At 44.8% G+C, this 26,129-nt stretch carries 22 protein-coding genes; 9 read left to right on the top strand and 13 right to left on the bottom strand.

All coding sequences use genetic code 11. The features are described 5' to 3' along the window. Nucleotides 1-21: 21 nt before the first annotated feature. From MSG33_RS07615 to MSG33_RS07585, 7 genes are read right to left on the bottom strand one after another with little or no spacing between them, the layout of a single operon-like run. The gene (locus tag MSG33_RS07615) at nucleotides 22-813 is read right to left on the bottom strand and encodes a LytTR family DNA-binding domain-containing protein (protein ID WP_248380456.1); all 792 of its coding nucleotides are present in this window, start codon (nucleotides 811-813) and stop codon (nucleotides 22-24) included. 4 nt (nucleotides 814-817) lie between these two features. Then, on the bottom strand, nucleotides 818-1,846 hold the full coding sequence (locus MSG33_RS07610; protein WP_074190268.1) for a sensor histidine kinase: 1,029 nt from the start codon (nucleotides 1,844-1,846) through the stop codon (nucleotides 818-820). Further along, nucleotides 1,847-3,193, bottom strand: a complete 1,347-nt coding sequence (locus MSG33_RS07605; protein WP_248380453.1) for a hypothetical protein — start codon at nucleotides 3,191-3,193, stop codon at nucleotides 1,847-1,849. 45 nt (nucleotides 3,194-3,238) lie between these two features. Beyond that, a complete protein-coding gene (locus MSG33_RS07600; RefSeq protein ID WP_248380451.1) occupies nucleotides 3,239-4,024 on the bottom strand; it encodes an outer membrane lipoprotein-sorting protein in 786 nt (261 codons plus the stop codon). Then, nucleotides 4,017-5,285, bottom strand: coding sequence for an ABC transporter permease (locus tag MSG33_RS07595; protein ID WP_145534063.1), 1,269 nt, complete (start codon nucleotides 5,283-5,285; stop codon nucleotides 4,017-4,019). The genes MSG33_RS07600 and MSG33_RS07595 overlap by 8 nt, the downstream gene beginning before the upstream one ends. Continuing rightward, nucleotides 5,273-5,971: an ABC transporter ATP-binding protein gene (locus MSG33_RS07590; RefSeq protein WP_248380449.1), complete on the bottom strand. Its 699-nt coding sequence runs from the start codon at nucleotides 5,969-5,971 to the stop codon at nucleotides 5,273-5,275. The genes MSG33_RS07595 and MSG33_RS07590 overlap by 13 nt, the downstream gene beginning before the upstream one ends. Nucleotides 5,972-5,980: 9 nt before the next feature. Beyond that, on the bottom strand, nucleotides 5,981-6,649 hold the full coding sequence (locus MSG33_RS07585) for a hypothetical protein (RefSeq protein WP_005383200.1): 669 nt from the start codon (nucleotides 6,647-6,649) through the stop codon (nucleotides 5,981-5,983). A gap of 407 nt (nucleotides 6,650-7,056) precedes the next feature. Here MSG33_RS07585 and rodA point away from each other — a divergent pair, with 407 nt between their 5' ends. After that, the gene (gene rodA, locus MSG33_RS07580; RefSeq protein ID WP_046875633.1) at nucleotides 7,057-8,139 is read left to right on the top strand and encodes a rod shape-determining protein RodA; all 1,083 of its coding nucleotides are present in this window, start codon (nucleotides 7,057-7,059) and stop codon (nucleotides 8,137-8,139) included. 73 nt (nucleotides 8,140-8,212) lie between these two features. On the opposite strand, the gene MSG33_RS07575 is transcribed toward rodA, so the two are convergent. The 3 genes from MSG33_RS07575 to MSG33_RS07565 all read right to left on the bottom strand — a co-directional run bounded on the left by MSG33_RS07575 (nucleotide 8,213) and on the right by MSG33_RS07565 (nucleotide 11,270). After that, nucleotides 8,213-8,929, bottom strand: coding sequence for a YebC/PmpR family DNA-binding transcriptional regulator (locus MSG33_RS07575; RefSeq protein WP_005392082.1), 717 nt, complete (start codon nucleotides 8,927-8,929; stop codon nucleotides 8,213-8,215). A gap of 135 nt (nucleotides 8,930-9,064) precedes the next feature. After that, nucleotides 9,065-9,274, bottom strand: a complete 210-nt coding sequence (locus MSG33_RS07570) for a DUF3283 family protein (protein WP_005374484.1) — start codon at nucleotides 9,272-9,274, stop codon at nucleotides 9,065-9,067. 100 nt (nucleotides 9,275-9,374) lie between these two features. Then, nucleotides 9,375-11,270 (bottom strand): ATP-binding protein, encoded by a 1,896-nt coding sequence (locus MSG33_RS07565; protein WP_248380447.1) that lies wholly within the window; start codon nucleotides 11,268-11,270, stop codon nucleotides 9,375-9,377. Nucleotides 11,271-11,338: 68 nt separating this feature from the next. Here MSG33_RS07565 and MSG33_RS07560 point away from each other — a divergent pair, with 68 nt between their 5' ends. Then, nucleotides 11,339-12,094 carry an ABC transporter substrate-binding protein gene (locus MSG33_RS07560; RefSeq protein ID WP_248380445.1) on the top strand — a complete coding sequence of 252 codons (756 nt, stop codon included), beginning with the start codon at nucleotides 11,339-11,341 and terminating at the stop codon, nucleotides 12,092-12,094. A 72-nt stretch (nucleotides 12,095-12,166) separates the two neighbouring features. Here MSG33_RS07560 and ribA read toward each other — a convergent pair whose 3' ends face one another. Together ribA and MSG33_RS07550 are read right to left on the bottom strand one after the other, a co-directional pair. Continuing rightward, the gene (gene ribA, locus MSG33_RS07555) at nucleotides 12,167-13,228 is read right to left on the bottom strand and encodes a GTP cyclohydrolase II (protein ID WP_248380443.1); all 1,062 of its coding nucleotides are present in this window, start codon (nucleotides 13,226-13,228) and stop codon (nucleotides 12,167-12,169) included. Between the two features lie 281 nt (nucleotides 13,229-13,509). Continuing rightward, the gene (locus MSG33_RS07550; RefSeq protein ID WP_005392088.1) at nucleotides 13,510-13,707 is read right to left on the bottom strand and encodes a hypothetical protein; all 198 of its coding nucleotides are present in this window, start codon (nucleotides 13,705-13,707) and stop codon (nucleotides 13,510-13,512) included. A 360-nt stretch (nucleotides 13,708-14,067) separates the two neighbouring features. Between MSG33_RS07550 and MSG33_RS07545 the strand changes: the two genes are divergently transcribed. The 3 genes from MSG33_RS07545 to MSG33_RS07535 are packed head-to-tail and all read left to right on the top strand — an operon-like array spanning nucleotide 14,068 to nucleotide 16,318. Continuing rightward, nucleotides 14,068-14,922 (top strand): ABC transporter ATP-binding protein, encoded by an 855-nt coding sequence (locus tag MSG33_RS07545; RefSeq protein ID WP_248380441.1) that lies wholly within the window; start codon nucleotides 14,068-14,070, stop codon nucleotides 14,920-14,922. Next, nucleotides 14,919-15,851 (top strand): ATP-binding cassette domain-containing protein, encoded by a 933-nt coding sequence (locus tag MSG33_RS07540; RefSeq protein WP_170892440.1) that lies wholly within the window; start codon nucleotides 14,919-14,921, stop codon nucleotides 15,849-15,851. Before MSG33_RS07545 ends, MSG33_RS07540 begins: the two co-directional genes overlap by 4 nt. After that, nucleotides 15,851-16,318 (top strand): transcriptional regulator, encoded by a 468-nt coding sequence (locus MSG33_RS07535; protein WP_248380439.1) that lies wholly within the window; start codon nucleotides 15,851-15,853, stop codon nucleotides 16,316-16,318. The genes MSG33_RS07540 and MSG33_RS07535 overlap by 1 nt, the downstream gene beginning before the upstream one ends. A gap of 290 nt (nucleotides 16,319-16,608) precedes the next feature. Here the strand turns inward: MSG33_RS07535 and MSG33_RS07530 are convergent, their stop codons facing one another. Then, nucleotides 16,609-18,579: a replication initiator protein RctB domain-containing protein gene (locus tag MSG33_RS07530; protein ID WP_104972136.1), complete on the bottom strand. Its 1,971-nt coding sequence runs from the start codon at nucleotides 18,577-18,579 to the stop codon at nucleotides 16,609-16,611. A gap of 1,240 nt (nucleotides 18,580-19,819) precedes the next feature. On the opposite strand from MSG33_RS07530, the gene MSG33_RS07525 reads away from it, so the two are divergent. The 4 genes from MSG33_RS07525 (at nucleotide 19,820) to MSG33_RS07510 (ending at nucleotide 26,083) form a co-directional block, all read left to right on the top strand. Next, a complete protein-coding gene (locus MSG33_RS07525) occupies nucleotides 19,820-21,037 on the top strand; it encodes an AAA family ATPase (protein ID WP_005374503.1) in 1,218 nt (405 codons plus the stop codon). 7 nt (nucleotides 21,038-21,044) lie between these two features. Beyond that, on the top strand, nucleotides 21,045-22,019 hold the full coding sequence (locus tag MSG33_RS07520) for a ParB/RepB/Spo0J family partition protein (protein WP_109169318.1): 975 nt from the start codon (nucleotides 21,045-21,047) through the stop codon (nucleotides 22,017-22,019). Between the two features lie 105 nt (nucleotides 22,020-22,124). Next, entirely contained in the window at nucleotides 22,125-24,152 is a 2,028-nt protein-coding gene (locus tag MSG33_RS07515) for a GNAT family N-acetyltransferase (RefSeq protein ID WP_248380437.1), read from the top strand. A gap of 251 nt (nucleotides 24,153-24,403) precedes the next feature. Then, a complete protein-coding gene (locus MSG33_RS07510; RefSeq protein ID WP_193447584.1) occupies nucleotides 24,404-26,083 on the top strand; it encodes a FapA family protein in 1,680 nt (559 codons plus the stop codon). The last annotated feature ends 46 nt before the right edge of the window (nucleotides 26,084-26,129 follow it).

Raw genomic sequence — 26,129 nt, 5'->3', positions numbered from 1 at the left:
AAGAGTGAGCAGTTCTAGCGATTACATCCCTTTGAACAAACTTTGAGATGCACGGCTCACAGGGAGCTTAGTTTCTCCAACATGCACAAACATTCTTCCAGCAAAGTCTTTGTTTACTTTGTTAATTTTGCACACTTGCACCACGCTTGAACGGTGCACTTGCCAGAACTGTTCTGGGTTAAGCTGCCCTATCAACTCTTTCAACGATGTACGAATCAAATACTCCTGCACTTTGCCTTGTCCTTGTTGGGCATACACAGAAACGTATTTTTCTTCCGCTTTGAAATACAACACATCAGACGTGGCGATCAGATGAATATCTTCCCCTTGCGTCGCTTTAATCCACTGTAAATACTGCGGCGTTTGTGGCGCGGATAATTGCTGCAACTGCTCTAACAGGCTGCTCATCTGCACATTACTGCTTTCTTGCTCTCGCTTAGCAAGGCGTGCTTTCACTCTTTCACACGTCGTCAGGAGGCGCTCATCCGAGATAGGCTTAAGCAAATAATCGGCAGCATTTTGCTCAAAAGCTTTGATGGCGTAATCATCGTACGCGGTGACAAACACAATCAAAGGTGGATTGGCGAGTTGATTGAGCTTTTGTGCTAATGTCATGCCATCCAAAACTGGCATACGAATATCAAGAAACGCAATGTCAGGTTGGTTTTGCTCAATGGCTTGCAACGCTTGTTCACCATCTGCGACTTTGGCTATCACCTCTAGCTCTGGCCACACTTCAGCTAGGCTTTTATCAAGATGACGCCTCAATAGCGGTTCATCATCAGCAATAATGGCAGTAAACCCTGTATTCATTCCACTATTCCTTGCTTGTCATTGGCCAACTCAAACGGACACTCACGCCACCTTCAACTGGTTCACTGATCGACACTTGTCCTTCGCCTGCAAACAACGCATCGACGCGTTGTTTCAGGTTACTCAGCCCTACCCCTGAACCACAATGCTTGCTGACATGATTCAAGCCAACACCCGTGTCTCTAACTTCAATCTGCAAGTTCTGTTGTTCGCGCTTTATGAGTAAACTGACTTCGCCACCTTCTCGCTTTGGCTCAATACCGTGAACAATGGCATTCTCCACCAAAGGTTGCAACATCATCGGTGGCAGTTCTGTTGTTCCTAAACCGTCTTCTACTTCAATTTTGTAGCTTAGACGTCCATCCAGACGTATCTTCTGAATACTCAAGTAGGCTTCAATTAAGGCAATTTCATTCTCAATCGTGGTGTGCTCTTCACGTGAGCTTTTTAGCGTCGCACGTAATAGTGCGGTAAGTTGATCCAACATCTGCTTGGCCTTATCAACGTCCTGGGACATCAACGCGCTGATATTTGCCAAGGTATTAAATAGGAAATGCGGTTCAATCTGGCTTTGCATCTGTTTAAGCTGACTTAGCAACAGTGCACGTTCCTGCTCTGCCTTTTCACGCTTGATACTCTCTAATTCACGCTGAGCAATCGCTTCTTTCTCTCGTGAGTGGAAATAAAAGTAACACATGCCGCTGAATAACAAGCCCATCAGCAACACTGGCAGCATGCCCGAAATGCCGAAGTATTCACCGAGCCAAAACTGCGCATTAATGACGCCAAACAACAAACAGGCGGTCAGTGACAAAGCAATTTCTAGTCTACGAGGGATGCTAGGAAACAACTTGTCGACTAACCAAGAGAAGAACAAGGCGGAGTAACCAAAACCAAAACTCACCAATACATGTACATAGTAAGGACCACCCCAAACAGACAATGTCATTACCGAGATAAACAAACAGAATAAAGTCGTGACAACCACACTGCGTAGCCATCCACTTTCTACCATTAACTTAGCTGAATACATTTAGAATTTCCCTTTGATATTAAATACAATCATATGCTTATCATTGATTTGTGCGTAAGCAGATTGGTCGTCTCCGGTTAAAAAGCGTGCGGCAACTTCCACTTCTACACTTTGATCGCCAGTATCAATCCATTGGTAGTTAAGCCACTGCGTGACAATCACACCGCCATCTTGCGGCGACAGCATCACATCCAACGTAGGGGTTACATCACTTAGCCAGCCCATATCCGCTTCGCCGTTCCATGCAGCCCATGCTTCTACATCCCAACTCCAGTGCAGCATTACGTTATGCTGAACGATATTGGCATGCTGAAACCCTTGGGCGTAGCTTGTCGCAAGTAGAGCGCTGCTAGCCAACAGAGAGTTGTTAGGATCAGGGATCTGAGAGAGTAATTCGCCACGCTCCATTGCTTGTTGCCATTCGTTTTTCGACCATGCTCGGCTGTCGTACCAATATTCCGCAATCACGTTGTGTCCGGCTTGGTTTGCCCAGTTCAATCCAATTAAGGCTTGGAATGCGCTGCCCTGCTCCTCAACCGAAACAGGTTGGTAAAGATCACCCTGCTGAAACTGATACCCGACACTTTGCTTTTGCCACAGCATTGATCCGTGCATGGCGATGGATTCATCCCACACGGCAATGGCACTAGCACCAAGCAAACCTCGGCGCACATCATCGTAATAACCAATAAGTTGATACTCGGTGTCTCCCACCAGCGCATAACGACGAATACCAACACCTTGTTGCTCTGCGGCTTGATCAAGTGCACTTTGGTCTTGTTGCCCCCAGCTTGAATCGGTCGCAATGACGGTCCATTCGCCGTCCATATCATAGTGTGAAAGTGAAAACACGCCCGCGCCCTCTTCTGCGACTAAGCCAACCGGGTTTTGTCGATAAGGCTTAAACAGATCCAAAGGTCGGTAGCCATAACCCACGCCCCAATCCACGCGCAACTTACCCAAACTCATATCAAGAGTGGTGTCACCGACTTGCCACTCCCCTAGCCAAGCCAGCTCACGAATCAGCAACTGGCTATCAGCTTCACTCCACCAGTCACTCTCACCTTGTTGATTGAGGTACAAACCTTGGCTGTACAGAGCGAACAAACCACTGAAGTTCTGATAATTCACCTGCACATCCAACAGTGCATTAAGTGAATCACGAGAACTGCCCTGCGCCTGCATAAATGCGCTATCACGCTGCTTGGCAGTTTCGTAGCTGACAGCCCAATCCCACTCAAAACTCAGCTCATCATTGGCAAAAACTGGGGCTGCTGCGCCCACACACAACGACGCAGCAATCAACAAACTGGTGCTTTTGTTAAGGTTAGACTGGTGCGATTTCATGTGACTTCCTTGCTCGTTTTCATGGTTCTATTTACGGAGTTCAGGCTAAAGCTGAGTCGTATTGGCTTTCGGCAAATAGCTTGGGTTGTAGAACTTGTTATCCAGCTGCCAAGGCACGATTTCTTGGTACTCGATAACGGTCTTTTTGCTCGGCTGGATGCTATCAAGCAAGATCATCTTACTGACGTAGTCTTCGCCATTGTCGCTTGCACGTCCGTATTGCGCTTGCTTGGCGAGTTTGCCAGAGCGCAAGTAAAGATCAGCTTTGATTGGAAACGCATCTTGCTCAGACAACCACAAGTCGATCTTCTGATAGCTCGCCCCTTTAGTTTTCGCAGTTAAAACAAAGTGATAAGCCGCGACACTTTCTCCGTTCACCGAGACGATTTCTGTCGCTTTCCATTCACCTTGATAATCTTGGCTCCACGTCAGGGTTGAGATGTCGCCGATAGACGCTTCACCAAGCAGCTTCTGCATCGGCGTAATGCGAATCGGACGGCGGCTCTTTGGCATTTGTAGCCAGTAGTTGTCGCCCATCATCAACATCTTTTGCCCAGCTTCGACTGCCGATTTGAACACCACCAGCGATTCACGATTTGGACGCGTGTACACGTGGTAAAGACGGGTTTTATCTAACTCTTGATCTTGATATAAGCGCACCAATGACACCACTTTGGAGGAATCATCTTGCAAGCGGTAGCTGTCGGCTTTTTCAATCAATTGCGCAACTTGCTGTGCATCTAGCGCTGTTTCATTCGCACTGGCATTCATGCTTGCAACGCTGCTTACCATCAACAATGCAATTGGTAATAGTGATTTGAAATTAAACATAAATCAGAGCCTCCGTAATTGGCTTGTTCACCCCTTTGCGCGCTGAGAAAAACGCCGCAACCAAACAAATCATCAATACTGCGAATCCTGCGACAGCCACCAGCTCCCAAGAGAAGTAAATCGTCAATGGGTAACCTTCTGTACGTCCTGGTGGTGGCGGCATTTGCACATCCACGACCATCAGTAAGACGGTCACTAGCGCCGTAAACAAAGCGCCGATTAAGCTGCCAATCACGGCAAGTAACCCAGCTTCACGCAAGAACCCAGCAATGATTTCGCGAGGGTAGCTACCAAGAGCCGACAAGGTGCCGATTTCACGTGTACGCTCGGTGACCGACATGGTCATGGTGTTGAACAGCGCGACAAAGACCACCAACGCCATTACTGCGCCCATGATGCCGAAGATACGGTCGTACAAATCTTTCACTTTGAGATAGAAGAACGCGCGTTCTTGCCAAGGCGTAATCTCAATATCTTGGTCGCCAAAGTTCTTCTTTTGCTTACTCAGCACCGAAGCCACTTGTTGCTCGACTTGGCTAGTTAAACTGGTATCGAACAGAAAGACCGACAACGCACTGACTTTGTCTGAACCGAGCAGCGATTGCGCGCTGTTGATGTGCACGTACAACTGGCGTTTATCAAGCTCTGGTACGCCTGTTGAATAGATGCCACGAACTTTGAAGTCATACGCGTTCAACGCACCGTCGGTTGTGGTCGCCAGCAAGGTGATCCAATCACCAACGTGCACGCTTAGGTTGTTCGCTAAATCAACGCCAAGCATCACTTCTGGTTCTGCTGGGTCATAACGCGATGCATGAATGTTGGAAAGTGTTTGCCCTTCACGCACGTCCAAAAATGGTCCTTTCATATCGAATTCGCGTTCGTTGACGCCAATGCCGATAAAGATCGAGGACTTGTTGCCGTTGGAAATCAAACCGCTGAACTCAACTCGTGGCTGCACGCCTCGCACTTCATTCAATCCAATCAATTGCTTGGTGATGTCGTCCGCATGAGTTAAACCGTTACTCAGCGGCATCTCTTCTTCTTTGGCGAAGTAACCCGGCGTGGTTAACGTCAGATGCCCCGTGTCACGCGCTGTCGATTCTTTCAAACTGTCATAGGTGTACAGACCAAAACCACCCGCACTGGTTAACGCAAACACCGCAATGGCAATGATCAGCATCGACAATAAACTGCGACGGCGATTGCGTTGCAGGTTCAACCAAGCAAGGCGAACGGAAACAGGAATTAGCTTGCCCATGAAACCTCCTCCACACTTGCGTGCGTTTGGGTAATTTTGCCGTCCACCAACTCAATGGTGCGGTCACAGCGGGATGCCATACGAGGGTCGTGTGTGGCGACAATAAAAGTGGTACCAAGCTCGTGTCCGAGCCCTTTCATAATGTCGATGACCTTGTTGGCAGTTTGGCTATCAAGACTTGCGGTTGGCTCATCAGCAATCACCAGCGCCGGTTTGTGTACTAAAGCACGAGCAATTGCCACGCGTTGTTGCTGACCGCCTGATAGGTTATCGGGCATGTGATGAATAAACTCGCCCAAACCAACGTGTTCTAGCATTTGTGTGGCGAGCTCGGTTTGTTCTGCTTTTGAAAAGCCGTTGAGATGCAGCGGATACGCCACGTTCTCTAACGCTGTCATCACGGGCACAAGATTGAATTTTTGGAACACAAAACCAAGCTTTTCACGGCGCATTTTCGCAGCTTGCATTTGTCTGGTTGGGTATGGGCTGCCTGCAAATGTCACCTGACCTTGGTATTGAGTATCCAGCATACCAAGCACGTTAAGTAAGGTACTTTTGCCTGAGCCAGACGGTCCACACAGAGCCACCATTTCGCCAGCAAACACTTCACCAGACACGTCTCGCAATGCACGCACCGTTTGGTTGCCAAGGGCGTAATCGCGGCTAAGTTGATTAAAAACGATCATGACGCCTCCCTAATATTTCGCTAGCAGCGCTTTTGCGGTTTGCGTTTCTAAATTGCTGTCACCCAACTGCTCCATTTGCGCTAACCATATTTTGGCTTGTTGAACGTCTTCAGCGCGCAGCGCTGCTTCAATGGCATAACGGTAAATCCATGAAGTAGCCGCAAAAGGTTGCTGACTAAAACTCGGTTCATCGAGCAGAGAAAGGTACAGCTCGTAGCCGCGCTCAAAGTGATTGAACATGTCTGGCAGAGAGGTAAAGGTAGTGGCTGCCATGGCGGTAGCTAGCTGGTATTCAGGTAAGCCTTGTAAGCGTTGTTGCTCTTGCAGTGGTACTGGCTGATTCGCCATTAGGTCCAAACCTTTTTGGATTGTGGCAAGACCGCGCTCGGTGAACTTCATCTTGTTCCAAGGCATAAACGCCTCACGACCTTGCAACGTCTCCGCACTGCCTAAGTAAACCAAGGTCACCGGCGTTGCGCCCTGCTCTTCGAGTTGTTTGGATAATTCGCCGTAAACGGTATCAACTAAGCCAGAGTCACCCTGCGCAGCTTGGTTGAATTGACTGAGTGTGCGCTCGCTTGGATTAGCCAGAGCCAGATTGCTGCTAAGTGCAAATGCGGCGATAAACGTACTTGCCAGTTTAAGAGCTTTAATTGAGCGAGATTGAGAAACCATCATGTACTGTCCTTAGTTGAACGTGATTTGATGGTTTCAGATTAAGGGAGAAAATCGCACGCTGCTTTTGCATGCGACCAATGGCAGTTATGTGGAGTGAATGGTTGTTTGCTGCGATGAATGACATTCCATCCTTAAAGAGAACATTTATCCCAGCTTGTTTGTAAGCGTCTGTCTTTCACCACAATAGGAATAAAAATACTGGCTTAAAACCTGCGTCTAGTGTATTTATCCATTCCACAGCTTTCCAAGCAGCTTACCCATAACAGACGACATCGACGCTCCTCTCATACACACCTTTGCATGGTGTCTGTTATTTCCAAATAGGATTCTTAGCATCGGAATAGTTCGAACTCTCGAGTTCTGGTTGTTTTCGCGCTCGAACTGGGTGCGTTATTAGGTCGTAGAAAATGAATAAGCGTTTTTTCCCCAGGGTCGATTTGCCACTGCTGATGGCGATCATTCCGATCATGCTATTGAGTACACTAACACTTTGGAGTGCCAGTGGCTTTAATGAGGCCATGCTCTTCAAGCATTTAGCACGCTGCGGACTGACCTTGGTTTGTATATTGGTCATGTCATCGATTCCCGCCGCTAGCTATCAACGCTCAGCTCCATATCTCTACATTATTGCGGTTGCGCTGCTACTTGCTGTCGCTTTGTTTGGCGATAGCACTAATGGTTCTCAACGTTGGCTCGATATTGGCTTTTTTCGCTTTCAACCCTCGGAGCTAATCAAACTCTCGATTCCAATCATGATCGCGTGGATGCTACATATTGAAGGTGGCAGACCAGATAGTAGGAAAATCGCATTCTGCTTACTCATCACAATGATTCCTGCTGGGTTAATCGCGCTACAACCGGATTTAGACGGTGCAGTTTTTACCGTCATTTACGCCTTATTCGTTTTATTTTTAGCTGGCATGAGCTGGAAAATAATCGGTGGCTTTGTCGCGAGTATATTAACGTTGGCGCCTATTTTGTGGTTCTTCGTCATGGAAACGTATCAAAAAAGCCGCGTTACTCAGTTCTTGCACCCGGAGTCGGATCCGTTAGGTTCGGGCTACCAAATCATCCAATCTTTAATTGCGATAGGCTCCGGCGGAATGAAAGGCAAAGGTTGGATGAATGCTACGCAAGGAACACTTGGCTTTATTCCAGAAAGTCATACGGACTTTATTTTTTCGACTTATGCCGAGGAGTGGGGTTTTGTTGGTAGTTTAGTCTTGCTCGCACTGTACTTGTTTATTACCGCGCGCGTCATGTTGCTTGCATGTCAGTCTGACCACTTTTTTAGTCGGCTTGTGAGTGGCGCATTAGCGATGAGCTTTTTCCTGTATGCTTTTATCAATACAGGTATGGTGAGCGGCTTGTTGCCAGTAATGGGAAGCCCTCTGCCGTTCTTTAGTTACGGCGGCACGGCCATGCTGACGCAAGGCATCTGTTTTGGTGTGATCATGTCACTGTGTTATTCCAAATATCGCAACGCATAATGCTGCTAGCAAAAAGTGCGATCAAAAAAGGCTTCCCTCGGGAAGCCTTTTTACAACGGTGGAAGCTAAGAAATTATAGCTCTGCGTTGTGGTAAACCTGCTGAACGTCGTCACAGTCATCTAGAAGATCTAGGAATTTCTGGAACTTCTCAGCATCTTCACCCGCTACTGGAGTGTGAGTTTGAGGAACGAAAGTGATTTCTTCCACATCGATCGTTAGATCTGGGAACGCACCATTTAGTGCTGTTTTCGTCTTGAAGAACTCTGTGTGAGGAGCAAATACAGTGATCACACCATCTTCTAGCTCAACGTCAGTTACGTCCACATCTTCCATCATTAGCGTTTCTAGGATGATTTCATCATCGTCGCCTTTGAACTGGAATACCGCTTGGTGATCAAACATGTGAGAAACTGAGCCCTCAACACCAATTTTCGCACCAACTTTAACAAAGCATTGGCGTACATCTTGGAAAGTACGGTTGCCGTTATCGGTCAGACAGTCAACGATAACACTAGTACCGCCAGGGCCGAAGCCTTCGTAGCGCGCTGGTTGGTAATCTTCACCACCGCCGCCACTCGCTTTGTCTAGTGCTTTGTCGATAACGTGCGCTGGTACCTGATCTTTTTTCGCTTTCGCGATCAGGTGGCGAAGAGACAAGTTCATGTCTGGGTCACTACCGCCGTTTTTCGCGCACATGTAAATTTCTTTACCGTATTTGGAATAAACTTTAATTTTCGCGCCTGCAGTTTTCGCCATAGAGGCTTTGCGCACTTCAAAACTTCTTCCCATCGGGATGTCTCTCTAAATTCAAATTTAATGCGAAGGATTTTAGCAAAAAGCGAAACCTTTTCAATTTCGCTTAGCAAAGGAATGGGGAGGTTACCTCATTCGCCACATAGTTTTATACCGTTGTCACGATTCGCGTTAAGCGACACCCATTACTCGTTTGTACTTTTCGACCGATTGCTGAAAAAACGCTTTTTCATCAGCATCGTTAATCTTGGACAACTGTTCTTCTATTGCTTCAGGACCAGATTTGGCCTCTCTGAGCTTCCAAACCAAAAACGACGCTTGTTTATCCAGTTCGATTTTGTTTTTTTCATCAGGCGGCAATAGGGATAGATTGAACGACATTTACAGCCTCAAGGTACTTTAAATACTAGCCGCGCACTATAGCATACAGAGTTACAATTGCAGAATAGAAACGCACTTAACTTGATCAATTTCAAGTTAACTATTTGGGACCCGTACTGATTTTCAGCGCTTTTGGTAAAAACTGCTCGAATATTTGATGCAACCGATCTTTGGTCACAGGTTTGGCGACAAACTCATTCATACCGACGTCAAAGCAATGTTGTTGATCTTCTTTAATAACATTGGCACTCAACGCAATAATGGGAACGTGTTTCCCCCACTCACCCATTTGTCGAATACGCTCAGTAGTAATGAAGCCATCCATCACTGGCATTTGGCAATCCATAAACACCAAGTCAAAAGCTTGCTTCTCACATAGCTGAAGCGCTTCTTCACCATGATTTGCGACGCTCACTCGAACGCCGAGCTTTTCCAACATAATACGCACGACTTTCTGGTTTACGATGGTATCTTCAACAATCAATACCCAAGGTTGATTGTCATGCTGGAGGCTGGTTTCATTATCTTCAACTTTTGGAAACGTCAAAACATTAGGTCGTTCCGAGTAGGTAGACCGTGCTTTTACTACAACTGGAATCGAAAACTCAAAACAACTACCGAGCCCCAACTCACTTGTCAGCTGGATTTCTCCCCCCATTAAGTTCACCAACTGAGCACCAATCGCCAAACCAAGGCCGGTACCACCGTACTTTCTGGTTGTACTGCCATCGGCTTGTTGGAAACGTTCGAAGATCGCTTGTTGGTTCTCTTTCGCAATACCAATGCCAGAATCAACGACGCGAAATCGAATCATGGCGACATCATGCTCTTGACGTGTTAACTCAACAAGAAGCTTCACATGACCACGATCAGTAAATTTGATCGCGTTGCTCAACAAATTGTTCAATACCTGTTTTAAGCGTGCAGCATCACCTTGCACTTCCGCTGGCAAGTGAGGATCAATATCGCTAAGCAATTGCAGATTCTTCTGCTTGGCTTTGACGGTATGTAAGCTGATCACATCATCCAAAATACGGCGCAGATCATAACTCGCATTTTCTAATTCGACTTTACCTGCTTCGACTTTGGAAAAGTCGAGAATATCGTCGATGATCGTCATTAAAGAGTGAGAAGAACTATCGATGATCTCTACAAACTCTTTTTGCTGAGGATCGAGTTTGGTGTCACCCAGTAATGAAGCGACACCAATAATGCCATTCATCGGTGTTCGAATTTCATGGCTCATGGTTGCAAGAAATTCACTTTTTTTGCGGTTGGCGACTTCCGCTCTATCTCTTTCTTCTTCAAGCTCAGTCTGATGTTCACGGACTTTCTCAACGCTTCGGTTGTATTTCTCCGCCAACACGCTCACTTCATCAAAACACCAACGCTTTGGGAGCGTAACTTTGCTTGGGACCTTCCCGCCACTAAAATCGCTCACGGCGCCAGAAAGCAGTTGGAGAGGATTGACCAAGAGGCGGAAGGCGACCCAAAGCACGCCAATTATGAGCAATAGGATCTTTATCGCTTCTGTCGTAAGCAAGAAAAAAAATTGTTGCCAAAGATCTTCATAAATCGAGCTCAGATCCGCCTGAACAGTCAATGTCGCCAGATCATAGGTTTTATCACCAACACGATATTGCATCGGCCAACTTCTTTCTACGACATCCTCAGAAAGAGCGGTGCCCAGTTCGACGATAACTTCATCTTCATTAGCGATACGTAAATAATCCACAGAGGGCATGCGCATTGCGCCCTCTGCTTGAGTGAGTAACAGCTCCCTATCCTCCACCCATAAGCTGGCAGAAAAGCTCGATAAGTAACTGGATTCGACCTGCTTTAGCTCGACGTGCAAATGGGCTAAATCTTCATTAAAAACTCGATATAAACTCACAGCGGAAATGATGACAGTAAAGATTAAACTCAACGTTAACACCGCCAACATAAGTTGGTTGCCGATACTAAATCGACGTTGAGATCGCTCTTTTTCATCCATATGAAATCGCTCCGATAAACTTGCGCTACTCTAAATATAGCCACGCGCAAATAATAATCGAGGATACGATGAAAAGACTTCTACTTAGATTGGCTTTTAGTTTTATTGCGATAGGAACTTATGCTACTGCCGCTGAAGTGAACTATTACGTTATCGCCGACCAAGCAAGGCCATTTCAAATAGAACAACAGGGGCAAATGCATTCCGGGATTGTGACTGACATCGTCAGTGCCATTTTCGCTGAATCGGATTATCAGGTGAATTATCACACTTATCCGTTTAAACGAATGATTTCCATATTAGAAGAAGGTGGCGAACCAAACTGGCTAACTTACGGCAGCCCAAACTGGGGCAAGGTGCAATCAGAAAACTTGTCTGAAGAGCCCATTTACACTGTAAAACATGTATTGGTATCGAGTAGTGAGAAACCGTTAGAGTTCAAGAATATGGACACCATGCATGGCCGATCTATCGTATTACTACTCGGTTTTGATTATCCGAATTTAATCCCATTCTTTGAGGATGGTAGTGTGAATGAAATACGCGTTAAAGATTATGATGCCGCATATCGAGTGATAACCCGAACACCAGGAGATACAGCCTTCGTCGAAATGGAATCACGCGTTATGTACAACTTAAAACGCCTCAATTTGTCGCTAGAAGATTTTCAGATCCAATCTTTCGACTCAGTTATCCCTGACTACTCGATCTATTTGGCCTTTTCGCCCCAAATGCAGCCAGAAACTCAGGACTACATCAATACACGTTTGGCTGAGTTAAAAATATCGGGTGAAATTGATGAGATCATTCAAAGATATCAATAAATGACCTAACGAATGAAAACGCCAACGATTCTATCGTTGGCGTTTTCATCTATTGATGACATAGATGATGCTTTACTTGGTGTGATTGACAAACTTAGGATCAAACATGTGCCCTAATTTACTCGCCTTAGTTTGCAAGTAGTGTTGATTGCTCGGATTATTACCTTCTTGCAAGGGCACACGCTCAATGACGTTGATATCAACCGCTTTTAACGCAGCCAGCTTACGTGGGTTGTTTGTCATTAGTCGCACCGCATCAATGCCCAAATGCTCTAACATCCCTTTACAGAACGCGTAATCACGCATATCGGCAGCAAAGCCCAAACGTTCATTGGCTTCTACAGTATCGGCGCCATCGTCCTGGAGGTGATAAGCTCGAATTTTATTAATCAAGCCAATACCACGTCCTTCTTGACGCAAATAAAGCAGCACACCACATCCCTCTTCGACAATATTTTGTAGCGCCCTATTGAGCTGAAAACCACAGTCGCAACGCGTACTAAACAAGGCATCGCCAGTAAGGCACTCCGAATGCAACCGAATAAGCGGTGCAGCGCTGCTTTCAGGCTCTCCATACACGAGGGCAAGATGCTCTTTGTTCGTGGCAGTTTCAACGAAGCCATACATCATAAATGTGCCCCATTGGGTCGGCAATTTGGCTTTATCGATGAACTTCACGAGATTGTAGGGCTCGACATGTCTCAGCTCAGCCCGAACGTTCATCAGAATTTCTCCTAAATGATTTTCTCCTTTACCGTCTCCCCCATCCCCCCAAAAGGCATCTTTGTGAGAATGCTCTGTAAGACAAGCGTTACCCGTTCTCATTAACTGCTGCGCTAAAGGTGGATTTTGCAGAAACTTTTCTCTAACGATGAAAGCCATAACGGCCAACTTCATATCCTCCCAGTCACTTCTGACGAAATGTTCGTATTTTCGGCTTAAGGCGAATGCTTCATCGGGAGTGCTCGCGTGTTGAATTTTGCTTTGTAACTGCGCATCGAGGAACTTTTGGGCTTGATAATAATGTTCGCTGGTGGGCCAAGTTTGGGAGGATATATTGACTGGGGCATGGCAAAAATTGGAAAGAAAACCGTGGGACTCATCGGGCTCATAAAAAAGGATTTGGTCAACCATACTCGCGCTCCTTGCTTTGTGGTCGCGATAATCAACAAAAAGCATATCGCTATTGATATATCTTTTAGTAACGCTAGGTAAGATTGTCAAACTTCTACACAGATGAAAATGAGTTTGGATCTAGAACTTTTTAGGTGAAATAGAGGTGAATTAGAACGTTTGGATAAGAAAAATAAAGAGATGTGAGATGTTGTGGTGAGACGCTATGGCTAAAATGGAGCGAAAAATAAAAAGGGCAGTCCGACGACTACCCTATGGATTGCTATACCAAACTAGAGCAATCAGTGTATCAAGCCAAGCTCCCTTGCTTCTTCAATGGTCAATCCACTTTCACGGATTTCACGTAGCGCTTCAATGCGTCTTCTGGCTTCTGCTGATTTCACTGTTTTCTCAGGCTTCACAACGGCTTCTTCATCAGGTAATTCCCATTTGTGAGCGATGTTGGTCATCTCGTCATGGTCGATAGAATTAATGGACATATTTCCTCCGAACACACCATGTTTTCGATGCGTAATCTATAGCAAAACAGGAACGAGGTGGTAAGAAAAACTGTAGGGAAATGTGACCCCTCCCGCCCTTTCGTTAACTCCTTAATAGATCCATCATTTAAGTTTTGCCAAGGGGCAAATTTACGATTAGATTTGAATAATTCCCCCTAAGAAAAGTGTGCTGATCCAGCTCTCAATTCTCGTCTTCCTGACTTCATTAACAACGCCGGATACCACTTTTTATTTCGCCTAACTTTCGAGTCACTTCACTGATTCACCGCTTGCCACTTTCTAAAAACCATCACACCTGATAATGATAATAATTATCTTTTACATTAGTAAGGTGTTTATATGGATGGTATTAACTTAAATCATGCATACCACAATAATCCGGTCATCCAGATCCGAGATTTATGCGTCGATTACATCACCGATCATGGTGATTTCAATGCGGTAAAATCCGTCAGCTTCGATATCGGCAAAGGAGAAGTATTTGGACTTGCTGGTGAATCGGGATGTGGCAAAAGCACGATCGCATTCTCGATCAATCGTCTCCATAAGCCGCCAGCGTTCATTTCTGGCGGTAAAATATTATTTGATGGCAAAGACATTCTTAACCTCTCAGATTCTGAGCTAACCGCTCTGAGGTGGAGTGAAATCGCCATGGTGTTTCAAAGCGCGATGAACTCACTCAACCCTGTCTTAACGATCCAAGAGCAATTCGCAGATGTATTGCGTCATCACCAAGGACTCACCAACGCTCAAGCGAAAGATCGAGCAGAAAAACTATTGGACTTGGTCAATATTCCACGAGAACGGTTAACGGAATACCCTCACCAATTTTCAGGTGGAATGCGTCAGCGCTTAGTGATTGCTATTGCTTTGTCTTTGAACCCTAAGCTGATCATTATGGATGAGCCCACAACCGCTTTAGATGTGGTGGTACAAAGGGAGATTTTACAACAAATCTATCAGCTTAGAGATGAATTTGGCTTCTCAGTACTCTTTATTACGCACGACTTGGCGCTGATGAGCCAATTGTGTGATCGCATTGCCATCATGCGGCATGGAGAAATCGTCGAAGTCAATCAGGCATACGAAATTCGTAATAATCCTCAACATCCCTACACACAAAAGCTATGGGCTTCTTTCCCAAACATCCACGACGTCCACAAACAACCAGAGCGACTAGGAGCGCAATCATGAATCAGCCTATCATCCAAATGAAAAACGTGATTAAAGAATTCAGAGTAGGCGGTGGTTTAGCGAAAGAGGAAACCTTCCGTGCGCTCCAAGGCGTGAGCTTTGATCTGTATGCAGGAAAAACGCTGGCTTTGGTTGGAGAATCAGGCTGCGGTAAAAGTACGTGTGCTCGCTTGATCACTAAAGTCTATCCGGCAACAGAAGGCGAGATCCTTTTCAATGGCACTAATATCAATGAGATTACGTCACGCTCAGCGCTCCAAGAGTATCGCAGTAAAGTACAAATGGTGTTTCAAGATCCGTTTGGCTCACTCAATCCAACTCATACCATTCGCCATCATCTAACACGCCCTTTAAAGATTCATAAGCAAATCCAAAGCGAGCGTGACATTCCTGCCCGCTTGGAAGCGCTTTTAAAGCTGGTGGAACTACCTGAAGAGACATTAAATAAGTTTCCTCACGAGCTTAGTGGTGGACAACGTCAGCGAGTAAACTTAGCACGTGCTCTCGCCGTCGGTTCGCAAATCATTCTTGCGGATGAGCCAACATCGATGCTGGATGTCTCCATTCGCCTCGGGGTACTGAATCTAATGCAGCGCATGAAGCAAGAGCTAGGAATCGGCTTTTTGTACATTACTCATGATTTGGCGACCGCACACTACATCGCGGAAGAAACAGCTGTGATGTACAAAGGGCAAATCGTTGAATGGGGTGATACACACTCAATACTGAAGAATCCGCAGCACCCGTACACCAAACTATTGATTTCAGCCGTTCCCGATCCAGATCTTCCTTTTGGTAACTTAGTGAAAAGTGAACCAAACTATTCGATAGATGCCGATGAAATTCGTAGTCGTAGCAGCATCATTGTCGACGAATTTGATCAAATAGGACCCAATCACTATGTAAAACAATGGACTGAGGCTGCGTAATGGAATTGAGGACTTGGCAAGATCAGATCGCCATGTGGTATGAACATCGGAAGCATGATCAAGTTGAAAAACTGGAAACGATCTTATATCAAGCGCCCGACGGCGTGTTTGGCCCAGAACTGAACGAAGTTCAAAGCAAAGCGATTGCTTGCTGGCTAGACGGTTGTTTACGTGTGTTTCAACATGCTAGGTACCAAGATCCTCAAAAAGCGTATCAAACCTTGCTTTACACGAGCGCAAAGCTTGAGCAAGCGGCATGTCAGGTATCGACCGATATTCTGATCAAAGATTGGTGTTTAAAGCGACTTCAGCACCTTACCGTTTTAGCGTTAGAGTTTTGTAATCAGCAATGTGATCAAAATGAGTGGCAACAACAAGCATATAACTTGATCGAGTCGCATGTTGCTTTGATGCGTTCTTTACATTGGAATGAAGACAAGAAGCATGATCAAGGTTTATCTCATTAATTCGGAAAGATGATCAAGGCTTACTTTGAGGAATTTGAGGTAAAAAAAAAGCGAGTTTCCTGAGGAGAAACTCGCGAAGTCTATTCAGAATGAATGTAACAATATGAGCCAATCTATTAATCATCAGAAAGGACAAAAGGTTGTCTATTCGTGATAAATAGTAGTCTCAGGCTTGGCTCCTAATGTCAGTGATTTGTTAGAGTTAAGTCTGTTTTTTATCATCGAAAGACATTGTTACATTTCAAATCAATACGCCACGCCTATTGCTTGATACACATCAAGCAACGCTTTTAAATCGCCATTTCATCCAGAGCGCGGAATACCATTTCATCCATGTGGCCATCGAAGATTTGACGGCACACCTTCCGACGTACCGCTAATCCAGCAATCAAGCGCTCAATGGTAAGATGCTTAACATCATTTTGGGTGTTAAACAGCTCGACGGTTTTGCTTAATGTCTCATAAGGAATTGGCTCATCCCCTACCCTTAGCCAATCAAGCTTCTCTATGTAATCAGAGCACTCTTCTTTGATTGAGGCATATGAGTGCCCTGTCATCGCAGATAAAGCCGTTATACTGCGTTCTAGAGCCTCTGGTGAGGTATATTTAGATAAAGTAATGGTGATCTCGTCTGCATTGATCTCTACCAGGTGTTTTCTTTGCTTCACGCGGCGGCCTAAATTCCCTCTTGGAGATGGCGCTTTGCGTTGGATAGGCTCAAATTCGCCGTCTATGATGCCTGAGAGCTCTTCAAGCTGTTGTCGGGTAACCATCTCATTACGAAGTGGATTTGGCAGCGTAGGCGCCATGTTACGCTTTCCTGCGTTGGTTGTTCGCGCACGTGAATAACGTAAGACTTCTTCCACATCGCATTTAATATCGATCTGGTAGTCCATCACTTTGTCATTCTCGATCATAGTTTCGATCGTCAGGTGATAACCCCACAAATTCACCACAAACAGCTCATCCGTTCCCTTACCATCCGATAAACGCTTCAGCTCTCGGATCAAATCCATCGAGAATCGTCGCCATTCGATGTTGCGTGCCAGCTTCTGGTTTAATTCACTCAGCAGCATGCAGTCAGTATGACGACGCACCATGCGGCTACGGAAGAAAGAATACAGTTGGAATACCAAAGTATGTTGCTTCAAGATCTCTGGTGGGAACAAGAAGAAATAATCACGCGTTAATAGTTCTTCATAAAACGAAGGCTCCCAAACCAAAATGTACAAGTTTGGCTTGATACGAATTTCACCATCGCTTCCCTCTACAGGCGCTTCTTCAGACGCAGTGATGGTTCGAGCAAGAAAACGAAAACGATCACTTTTGAATCCTTCTGGCATGTTTTCACTTAGCCAACGACCAGTAAGTTCATGCAGCTGGAAATCGGTAAACTCAATACGATCAATGCTGTCGCGAATAGAATCACGTGCTGGACCACTGTCTTTTTTGCCTCGAAGCGACAAAATATCAGTAATGTATAACGGCGTCTTGTTCGGCACGTGTGCTGCGTCGAGTTGATACTGATCTTTGTGATGATCATGGTATTGCACGGTCAACGTGAACAGAGCAAACAAGGTCATCAGATCATCCACAGTCATGATATTTTTGGATGATCGCGTTTCAATAACCGCTTTGGTACCAGAGATCGACACCATGGATTTCTGATAACTTTTTCGAGTTCTTGGTGGTGCAAGTGCTTGGTCAATGATCCCAGCCCAATTCGTTGGAGATACGACAAATTGATCGGCTTCATCTTTCATCGTTGGAGGGGTATTCAACCCATGTTCATTCAACAAACGCTTGTTCACTTGGGTTTGAGCCAATGCTTTTGAACGTTTTTGCTTTTCGTTTTGGCGTACTTTGTCTGTAACAAGACTTGTTGCACCCAACACTGAAATAAGCTGATTAGGATTAACAAACTTATGTAACATCGTCTTACCAGCAAGTCCTTCTTCAAACCGCACTGGAGTTTGAGTAAACAAACCAATGTTTACTGCTGCACGTAAGCGTTGTTGCAGAGCTGCACGAGTGAGTTGTCCGTCCGTTGCTTCCACAATCTCTGTGGTTGAAACCAATCCATCTTTGCTGCTGAAACCTCGCAATGAGATCAGATTAAGCAACTCTAAGATGCTTTTGGTCACCCCTTTGAAATGTTGGTACTGCTCTACCCAATCTGCAGAGGATTCATGTACCTCAAAAAGATGGCCATCCTTATGGCTTCTAGGTGCTTTAATCAGAATTTTTTCATCAGCCGTCATTTTAGATCCAGATCACACTAGCCGTAGTTGTGCTATGGTTCCGAAGAATAAAGAAAAACAGATCATAAATAAAGAAAAAAGATTGTTTTTTAAATAACTGATCTTTTTGATTAATCTGATCTTAATTGATTATATGATCTAATGATCTGGCTATCGTTTTTCCGCTAAGTGCATGTTCTATAAAGTGATTATTTTCATGCATGTCGGAACTATGATCATGTTAATTCTGAAACTATGATCAACAATAGCCTGAAAGCATGATCACATTTGCTCGTAAGCATGATCATTAAGTTTATGAAAAGATGATCAAAAGAGTCTTGAAACGATGATCATGATGTTTTTACAGGTTATCCACAGATGCTGTGTTTAATAATGATCTTAATGAGAATTTTATTGAGCATTGTCGATGTTATTGATACTCGGATCGATGATCAAGAGCTGAGATAGCTATCGTTCTGGAGACAATATTGATGATAAATTACTCATGTGATGAAAATGCATCCAAGTAGCTCTTATTCCGCAGTAAAACCTAGTTTCGGACTATTCTTAGGAAGCATGATCATGAGAGTAAGATTTATCATAGTCACTTGAACAATTTCATTGTTCCGGCTTCTCTATCCACTAATTTCTTCTCCATCCCCCATTCTGACTGCATTCAACCGTAAATTAGAGACAAAAACTCATGCTTCCGAGAGATTCTATAGCTTGATCATATTTCCGATTGATGGATCTTATTTAATCCGCGTGTTTACACCCTCGTCTACTCTATTTTTCCATGATCATGCTTTCGTATTTGTGTTTTATCATGGAAGCATGATCATAAGCATACCTTGATCATACTTCCATAGGAGCATCACTTGAACAGCCCTTTTTGGCTCGGATACATGATCAAGGTTGTTATTAGCGTTCATGTTGAAAGATTGCTTTCTATTTTTTGTTTAAATTAGGTTGGCCTAACATAATCCGTAATTTAGCTTAAGAATATAATCGTTCCGGTAGAAAATTGATTTACATTGTAAATGAGTGACGCTGTAACACTTTTATTTTTAAGTTTAAGGTGTCCATTTATTCGAAGATTATTTAATTAAAAATAGTTATGTTTTTTACCATAAATCATAAAAGCGTCGATTTGAGTGTTTTTTTATGTGATGGTTATTCAAAATGTTCGTGCACCTTTTTGTTGTTTTTGGTCTTTACTGCTGTACAATTGCAAGCATAAATCCTTCCAACGGAATTTGGCATGAAAAGAGAAAAAACGATTGAAAACCTTCTTGAGTTGGCGGAGCTGACTCAGCAGGTTCAAGCTGACCGTATTGAAATTGTTTTAGAAGAGCGAAGCGATAACTACTTCCCACCAATGTCTAAGGCGATGATGGAAACCCGTTCAGGTTTAACTCGCCGTAAGCTCGATGACGCGATTGGTAAAATGGAAGCCGCTGGGCATCAATTTACCAAAAACAACGCGAATCATTATTCAATTACGTTAGAAGAAGCACATATGCTTATGGATGCGGCTGAAGTGCCTAAATTTCATGAGCGTAAAAAGAATTCAGGTAACAAACCTTGGATTATTAATGTGCAGAACCAAAAGGGCGGTACTGGTAAATCAATGACCGCGGTTCATTTAGCGGCATGTTTAGCGCTAAATTTGGATAAACGCTACCGTATTTGTTTAATCGACTTAGACCCACAAGGCTCGCTACGTTTATTCCTCAACCCACAAATCAGCATGGCAGAGCATGACAATATCTATTCTGCTGTAGACATTATGTTGGGTAACGTGCCTGATGGTGTAGAAATTGACAGTGAATTTTTGCGTAAAAACGTATTGTTGCCAACGCAATACCCGAACTTAAAGTCGATTTCAGCGTTTCCAGAAGATGCAATGTTTAATGCTGAAGCATGGCAAACGCTATCTGAAGATCCATCACTTGATATCGTTCGTCTGCTAAAAGAGCAACTGATTGATAAAATTGCTGATGACTTCGATATCATCATGATTGATACCGGCCCACACGTTGACCCACTAGTATGGAATGCGATGTATGCATCAAATGCGTTGTTAATCCCTTGTGCGGCTAAGCGTCTGGACTGGGCTTCAACAGTAAACTTCTTCCAGCATTTGCCTACGGTATATGAAATGTTTCCGGAAGACTGGAATGGTCTTGAGTTTGTTCGCTTGATGCCAACCATGTTTGAGGACGACAATAAGAAGCAAGTTTCTGTTTTAACTGAAATGAACTATCTTCTAGGTGACCAAGTTATGATGGCTACTATCCCTCGTAGCCGTGCGTTTGAAACCTGTGCCGATACCTACAGCACAGTATTTGATCTGACAGTAAGCGATTTTGAAGGCGGTAAGAAGACGCTAGCCACCGCACAAGATGCTGTTCATAAAAGCGCACTGGAATTAGAGCGTGTGCTGCATTCTAATTGGCCGTCATTGAATCAGGGGTAATAAGTAAATGGCTTTGAAAACGTCTGAATTAAACGCGAAATTATTTGGCAAAACGAATAAACGTCGTGTTGTGACTCCACAAGAGGCGCAAACCGCGGCAAAAGAAAAAGCTCAAACGATTGAGCTAGCTGTCGCAGGTGAAAACATTGTTCAGTTTGAACTTGTTCGTATTCCTGCAGAGAAAGTCGCGACAGAAACAACGGTGTTTGTTGATAACGCTCGTGAGCAATCGTTCTTAAACGAACATGCTTTATCTGATGTTTTAGTCACACTCAAAGAGCGTGGCCAACAATATCCAGCGGTGGGTCGTAGAACTAAAGATGGCAAGATTGAAGTTTTAGATGGTAGCCGTCGTCGCATGTCTTGTATCCTCGCGGAGCAAGATTTTTTGGTTTATGTTGCTGACAACATCAATACTGACCATGCTAAGTTTTTATCTGATGTGGCAAATGCTCACAAGCCGCTCTCTTTGTACGAAAAAGGTAAAGAGATGCAGGCTAAACTAGATAGTGGTGAAGCTGAAGATCAGAAAGCATTGGCGAAAATGTTCCAGTGCAGTGAAGCGTTAGTAAGTGGCGCTTTAAAAGCGGCGGCATTACCGTTAGAACTGCTTCAAGCGTATCCCAATGTCGGCGATCTTGGTCGTCCAACTATCGTGAAACTGCACAAACAGTTTTCAACGTTAACGCCAGAGCAGCAGCAAGAGCTGTTAAATAAGTGTCGCTCTAGCGAAGGCTTTTTATGGCAGCGAAGCACAGCTCAAGGCGTTGCTCGTCTGACAAAAGAAGTAACGGAAAGCATCGAAAACTGGATTGCTGAGCTTGCACCAGCAAAACCTGGCAAGAAGACCGAAAAAGTCGACTTAGTAAAAGGTCGAGCAAGCTACAGCCGAAAAGGTAGCAGTCTGGCGTTGAACTTGAAGAAAGTTGACGACAGCTTGATGGAAGAGATTCTTGCCTTTGTGCAAAACAAGCTGCAATAACAAAAGATGATTGAATCAACCGCCTCCGGGCGGTTTTTTTATATCTGAGAAGCGTCAAATTAAAGATGTGATACCATTGCGTCAGTTCAACGTTGGATAGACAAAATGCAGACACAATCTGATTTCCTTTCATCACTTCAACAACAAGCTCACCAATCTTTCCAAAGATTCGGCATCGTCATTCAAGGCGAGTCTTCTTGGCAAGATGCATTGGTGTCAGAGTTCCATAAAACACAGATGTATCAACGTTGGTTTTGTGTCGGCGATTTTGGTTTGGAAAACGCATACAGTGTTTCGCCTAAACAAGGGCACATGTTGTTAGGCAGAGAGTGTGACGTTCTATTGTTTGATGCTCGAAATGGTTTTGACGCAAATAGCTTTACCGCCGCGCTTGGCTCATTGGTTGGCGGTGGCCTTCTTATTATCATTACTGAGCCGCGACAACCTACGAATTTTGCTCAGCAATGGATGCACAAACAATGGGAGAAGCTCGTTGTTATTGAGCAAGACAAAGCATTGCCAACGGCTCCAGACATCAAGCAAGCAGAAAAAGAAAGCCACTACACGGAACAAGAACATGCCATTTCTCTAATTGAAAAGGTGGTAACTGGACATCGAAAGCGACCGTTAGTTTTGACCGCTGATCGTGGGCGCGGAAAAACAAGTGCCCTCGGCATTGCGTGTGCGAACTTATTACAGCAGAAGCCACTTAGAATCTTAATTACGGCACCATCTATAAAAGCTGTTGAGCCTGTTTACCAACATGCTTTGCGGTTACTTCCTAATGCGCAGCGTATTAGGAAGGACAGATTAGAATCAGGGCAGGGAGCCATTCAATTCATTGCTCCTGACGAACTTCTATCGAGCCGACCTGAATGTGATTTGTTACTTGTCGATGAAGCGGCTGCAATTCCAGTTCCTATGCTCAAAAGCATTACCGAACATTATCATCGACTCGTTTTTTCTACGACTATTCACGGTTATGAAGGTTGTGGCCGGGGCTTTACGATTAAATTTGTTGATTGGCTTCAGAAACAGCGTTCGGGAATGAAAACATGGCACATGACACAGCCCATCCGCTGGAGCATGAATGATGCGCTCGAATCATGGCTCTATGACGCGTTTTTGTTGGATGCGGAGTTAACGTACCATCAACTTAACCAAGTCGACTCAATTCCCCTTTCTAAAGCCGATAAGAACGATTTGATATCGCAGCCTAGTTTGCTGCGCGAGTGCTTTGCTCTTTTGGTTAATGCTCATTATCAGACCTCGCCGAATGATTTGATTCACCTTTTGCAAGACGACAACAGTCAGCTCTATTTTGCTAAGCAAGATAATGCGGTTGTGGGGGTAATATTAGCGGTCGAAGAGGGTGGGCTTGACGCCGAATTGGTTGAAGAAATTCAGCTTGGTAAGCGTCGTCCTAAAGGACACTTAGCCCCAGTTACGATTGCAAACCACCTTGGATTCCCCAATATTGCGAAGCTATCGACGCTGCGAGTCATGAGAATTGCTGTTAATCCGGCATTGCAAGGAAGAGGCATCGGTCAAAAAATGCTGCAGAAACTTGAGCAAATGGCGGCTAAACACATTGCTTACTTATCCACGAGTTTCGGTGCGACGGAAGAGTTGGTCTATTTCTGGCGACAATCAAACTTCCGTGCAATTCGCTTAGGCTCAATGCGCGATGCTGCTAGCGGTTGTTATTCAGTCTTAATGGTCAAACCTTGTGATTCCCAACAGACGGCTTGGGTCGACCAATCTCAGGTGCTATTTGAAGAAATGTTGTCTAACAATGTGGCTGACGTCTATCCAAAATTGGAAGCCTCTATTTTTCGATCTCTATTACCGCAACCTTTGGGAATGAGTCCACTTCATCCCGCGAAGTTATTACTAATTGAATGCTATGCTGATGGTGGTAACAGTTATGAGTCCGTGTCTGCTTGGCTTCAGCAGTGGTTACTCAACTTAGGTTTGAACTCCGCTTCCGACTTGATGATCAGTAAGCTTTTTCTTAACCGTAGTTGGACTGAATGTGCTCAGCAATTTGGTTTACCTGGAAGAAGGCAAGTTGAGCAGCAGTTAAGGGACGAAGTTAGACACATTTGGAACGATTTACACTGTAAACAATAAAGGGAAATTTACACTGTAAATGAAATAAAAAGGAGCTGATTTTACACTGTAAATCCAGCTCCTTTTTATTTCTGTGTGTATTTTGATTGAGCTTTAGGTTAAATCGAAATGCTCTCCTAATATCTGTTTAACCGTTATTAATGGATTACTTTCTTTAGTGACGTGAGCCCTATAATAAGAAATGCGAGGTTTGTTCAGAAAACGGATTTGGGTAGACTGAAAGTGTTGATGGGAAGCAAAGTGGTAAGGGTATGTGGAAGCTGTGTCTTGAGTTATCTGAAGATAAGACCAAGGTGATAGCCCGTCTTCCGGGAGAAGTGGACCTCGGTGGTGAGCTAAATCAAAATGAATTAAACGAGCAGCTCGTCGCAATGAACGCAGAAAAGCTGTTTGTTGTAGAGGGGGAAGTTGTTAGATTCATTAACTGCGCCAAAGAACGTAAAGCCGAAGCTTACGAAGGCATCGTCATTGCAGAAAAACGCAACGCACAAGTTGAGGTCGAATTGTCGAATAATGACATGCTCGCCAGTATGAACGTTGTCGGTGCGTACGGAGGCCGAGGTTTACGTGGCCCCGAGATTGTTCAAGCTCTTGCTCAAGCGCGAGTTTCGAAAGGCATCAACAAACTGGCTTTGAAGAAAGTGTTGGTTGTCAGCACTCAGCTCAAACCTGGCGAAACTTTTTCTCAACCTGTAGCGGTTGGTAAGCAACCTATCAAAGGCAAAGACGCTCTTTTTACTCCTCTTGTTAAAGACATCACCAAACGCATCCTCAAACCCAAAGACGGCCAATCTGCTAGCGACAAAATTGATTTACGTAACCTCGGTGAAACTATCGCGGTTGACGTAGGCGATGAGGTGATGCGTCGCACGCCTGCGACCAAAGGTACGCCAGGTTTTACTGTTCAAGGGCGAGTGATTCCTCCACAAGCTGGAAAAGACAGCCCAATGAAGCCAGGCAAGGGCACCGAGATAAGCAAGCACGACCCAAACCTATTGATTGCATCGGTATCCGGTACGCCTCTGATTAAAGACAAAACCATTGAAGTTGATAACGCACTCTGTCTCAATAGCGTTGGCGTGAATACAGGTCACGTGAAATTCAAAGGGAATGTGATTATCGGTGGCAACATTGAATCCGGAATGATTGTTAAAGCGACGGGCTCTATTACTGTAGGCGGCTTCATTGAATCGGCTGACGTACAAGCGCAAGACGACATTCAAGTTGGTAAAGGGATCATTGGCCACACAGTGAGTGATGGCCAGCCAAAGAGTTGTCACGTCAAAGCCAAAGGTTCGATTCGTGCCAGCTACGCCCAATATTGTGATTTGCAAGCTGGCGAAGATATTGAGTTGGCGGTGCACAGCATGAATAACGATATTGTTTGTGGGCGCAATCTGACGGTGCTGGATGAGAACGGTAGGAACGGTACGCTCAGCGGCGGAGATGCAAAAGTCGGTGACAAAGTTGTGTGCTTACAATTGGGCGTAGAAGGCGACACCGTCACTAAGGTAGAAGCGTTCGCGCGCTATTCTGCATTTAAGGAGCGATTAGCTGAGCTCAAAGATCAATACAAACGCGCTCAAGAAGGAACGATGGATGTGATTCGTAAAGAGCTCGAATTTAAGAAACGTCCTAAAGCCGAACGTACCGACGAAGAACAAGCTCAGATTGATGTGATGAAAACACAAAACAACGAGCAGCTTGAAGCGATAAAGCAAAAGCTAGAACAAACGGAACATGACTTTGAAGTCGCGTTAGAAGAAAATATTGTCGAAGCCAAAGAGCGTGTCTTCACTCGCGTGACGGTGCAGTTTGGCGACGAACAAGTAACGACAAAGCGCACTCATGGCGGTTGTTCGTTCCGTTTCAATCAATACGAAATTAAAGTCTCGGCGAACTTGGAAGAAGAGGACGTCGCTGCGGTTTAAGCTTTCTTACTCACTGAGCCCACACGTCGCAACAAGATGTATGGGC

Origin of the sequence: Vibrio sp. 1CM7H (genome assembly GCF_023161645.1) — a bacterium.
GTDB lineage: Bacteria > Pseudomonadota > Gammaproteobacteria > Enterobacterales > Vibrionaceae > Vibrio > Vibrio diabolicus.
Note: the sequence above shows the minus strand (reverse complement) of the source record. Positions and strands in the feature narration are given on the sequence as shown.

What these genes read in the sequence shown, in the direction of transcription:
- MSG33_RS07535 (WP_248380439.1), top strand. Translation starts at nt 15,851, where the DNA reads ATGGAATTGAGGACTTGGCAAGATCAGATCGCCATGTGGTATGAACAT.
- MSG33_RS07545 (WP_248380441.1), top strand. Translation starts at nt 14,068, where the DNA reads ATGGATGGTATTAACTTAAATCATGCATACCACAATAATCCGGTCATC.
- MSG33_RS07510 (WP_193447584.1), top strand. Translation starts at nt 24,404, where the DNA reads ATGTGGAAGCTGTGTCTTGAGTTATCTGAAGATAAGACCAAGGTGATA.
- MSG33_RS07585 (WP_005383200.1), bottom strand. Translation starts at nt 6,649, where the DNA reads ATGATGGTTTCTCAATCTCGCTCAATTAAAGCTCTTAAACTGGCAAGT.
- MSG33_RS07550 (WP_005392088.1), bottom strand. Translation starts at nt 13,707, where the DNA reads ATGTCCATTAATTCTATCGACCATGACGAGATGACCAACATCGCTCAC.
- MSG33_RS07595 (WP_145534063.1), bottom strand. Translation starts at nt 5,285, where the DNA reads ATGGGCAAGCTAATTCCTGTTTCCGTTCGCCTTGCTTGGTTGAACCTG.
- MSG33_RS07560 (WP_248380445.1), top strand. Translation starts at nt 11,339, where the DNA reads ATGAAAAGACTTCTACTTAGATTGGCTTTTAGTTTTATTGCGATAGGA.
- MSG33_RS07515 (WP_248380437.1), top strand. Translation starts at nt 22,125, where the DNA reads ATGCAGACACAATCTGATTTCCTTTCATCACTTCAACAACAAGCTCAC.
- MSG33_RS07600 (WP_248380451.1), bottom strand. Translation starts at nt 4,024, where the DNA reads ATGTTTAATTTCAAATCACTATTACCAATTGCATTGTTGATGGTAAGC.
- MSG33_RS07615 (WP_248380456.1), bottom strand. Translation starts at nt 813, where the DNA reads ATGAATACAGGGTTTACTGCCATTATTGCTGATGATGAACCGCTATTG.
- MSG33_RS07520 (WP_109169318.1), top strand. Translation starts at nt 21,045, where the DNA reads ATGGCTTTGAAAACGTCTGAATTAAACGCGAAATTATTTGGCAAAACG.
- MSG33_RS07610 (WP_074190268.1), bottom strand. Translation starts at nt 1,846, where the DNA reads ATGTATTCAGCTAAGTTAATGGTAGAAAGTGGATGGCTACGCAGTGTG.
- MSG33_RS07575 (WP_005392082.1), bottom strand. Translation starts at nt 8,929, where the DNA reads ATGGGAAGAAGTTTTGAAGTGCGCAAAGCCTCTATGGCGAAAACTGCA.
- ribA (WP_248380443.1), bottom strand. Translation starts at nt 13,228, where the DNA reads ATGGTTGACCAAATCCTTTTTTATGAGCCCGATGAGTCCCACGGTTTT.
- rodA (WP_046875633.1), top strand. Translation starts at nt 7,057, where the DNA reads ATGAATAAGCGTTTTTTCCCCAGGGTCGATTTGCCACTGCTGATGGCG.
- MSG33_RS07530 (WP_104972136.1), bottom strand. Translation starts at nt 18,579, where the DNA reads ATGACGGCTGATGAAAAAATTCTGATTAAAGCACCTAGAAGCCATAAG.
- MSG33_RS07540 (WP_170892440.1), top strand. Translation starts at nt 14,919, where the DNA reads ATGAATCAGCCTATCATCCAAATGAAAAACGTGATTAAAGAATTCAGA.
- MSG33_RS07590 (WP_248380449.1), bottom strand. Translation starts at nt 5,971, where the DNA reads ATGATCGTTTTTAATCAACTTAGCCGCGATTACGCCCTTGGCAACCAA.
- MSG33_RS07565 (WP_248380447.1), bottom strand. Translation starts at nt 11,270, where the DNA reads ATGGATGAAAAAGAGCGATCTCAACGTCGATTTAGTATCGGCAACCAA.
- MSG33_RS07605 (WP_248380453.1), bottom strand. Translation starts at nt 3,193, where the DNA reads ATGAAATCGCACCAGTCTAACCTTAACAAAAGCACCAGTTTGTTGATT.
- MSG33_RS07525 (WP_005374503.1), top strand. Translation starts at nt 19,820, where the DNA reads ATGAAAAGAGAAAAAACGATTGAAAACCTTCTTGAGTTGGCGGAGCTG.
- MSG33_RS07570 (WP_005374484.1), bottom strand. Translation starts at nt 9,274, where the DNA reads ATGTCGTTCAATCTATCCCTATTGCCGCCTGATGAAAAAAACAAAATC.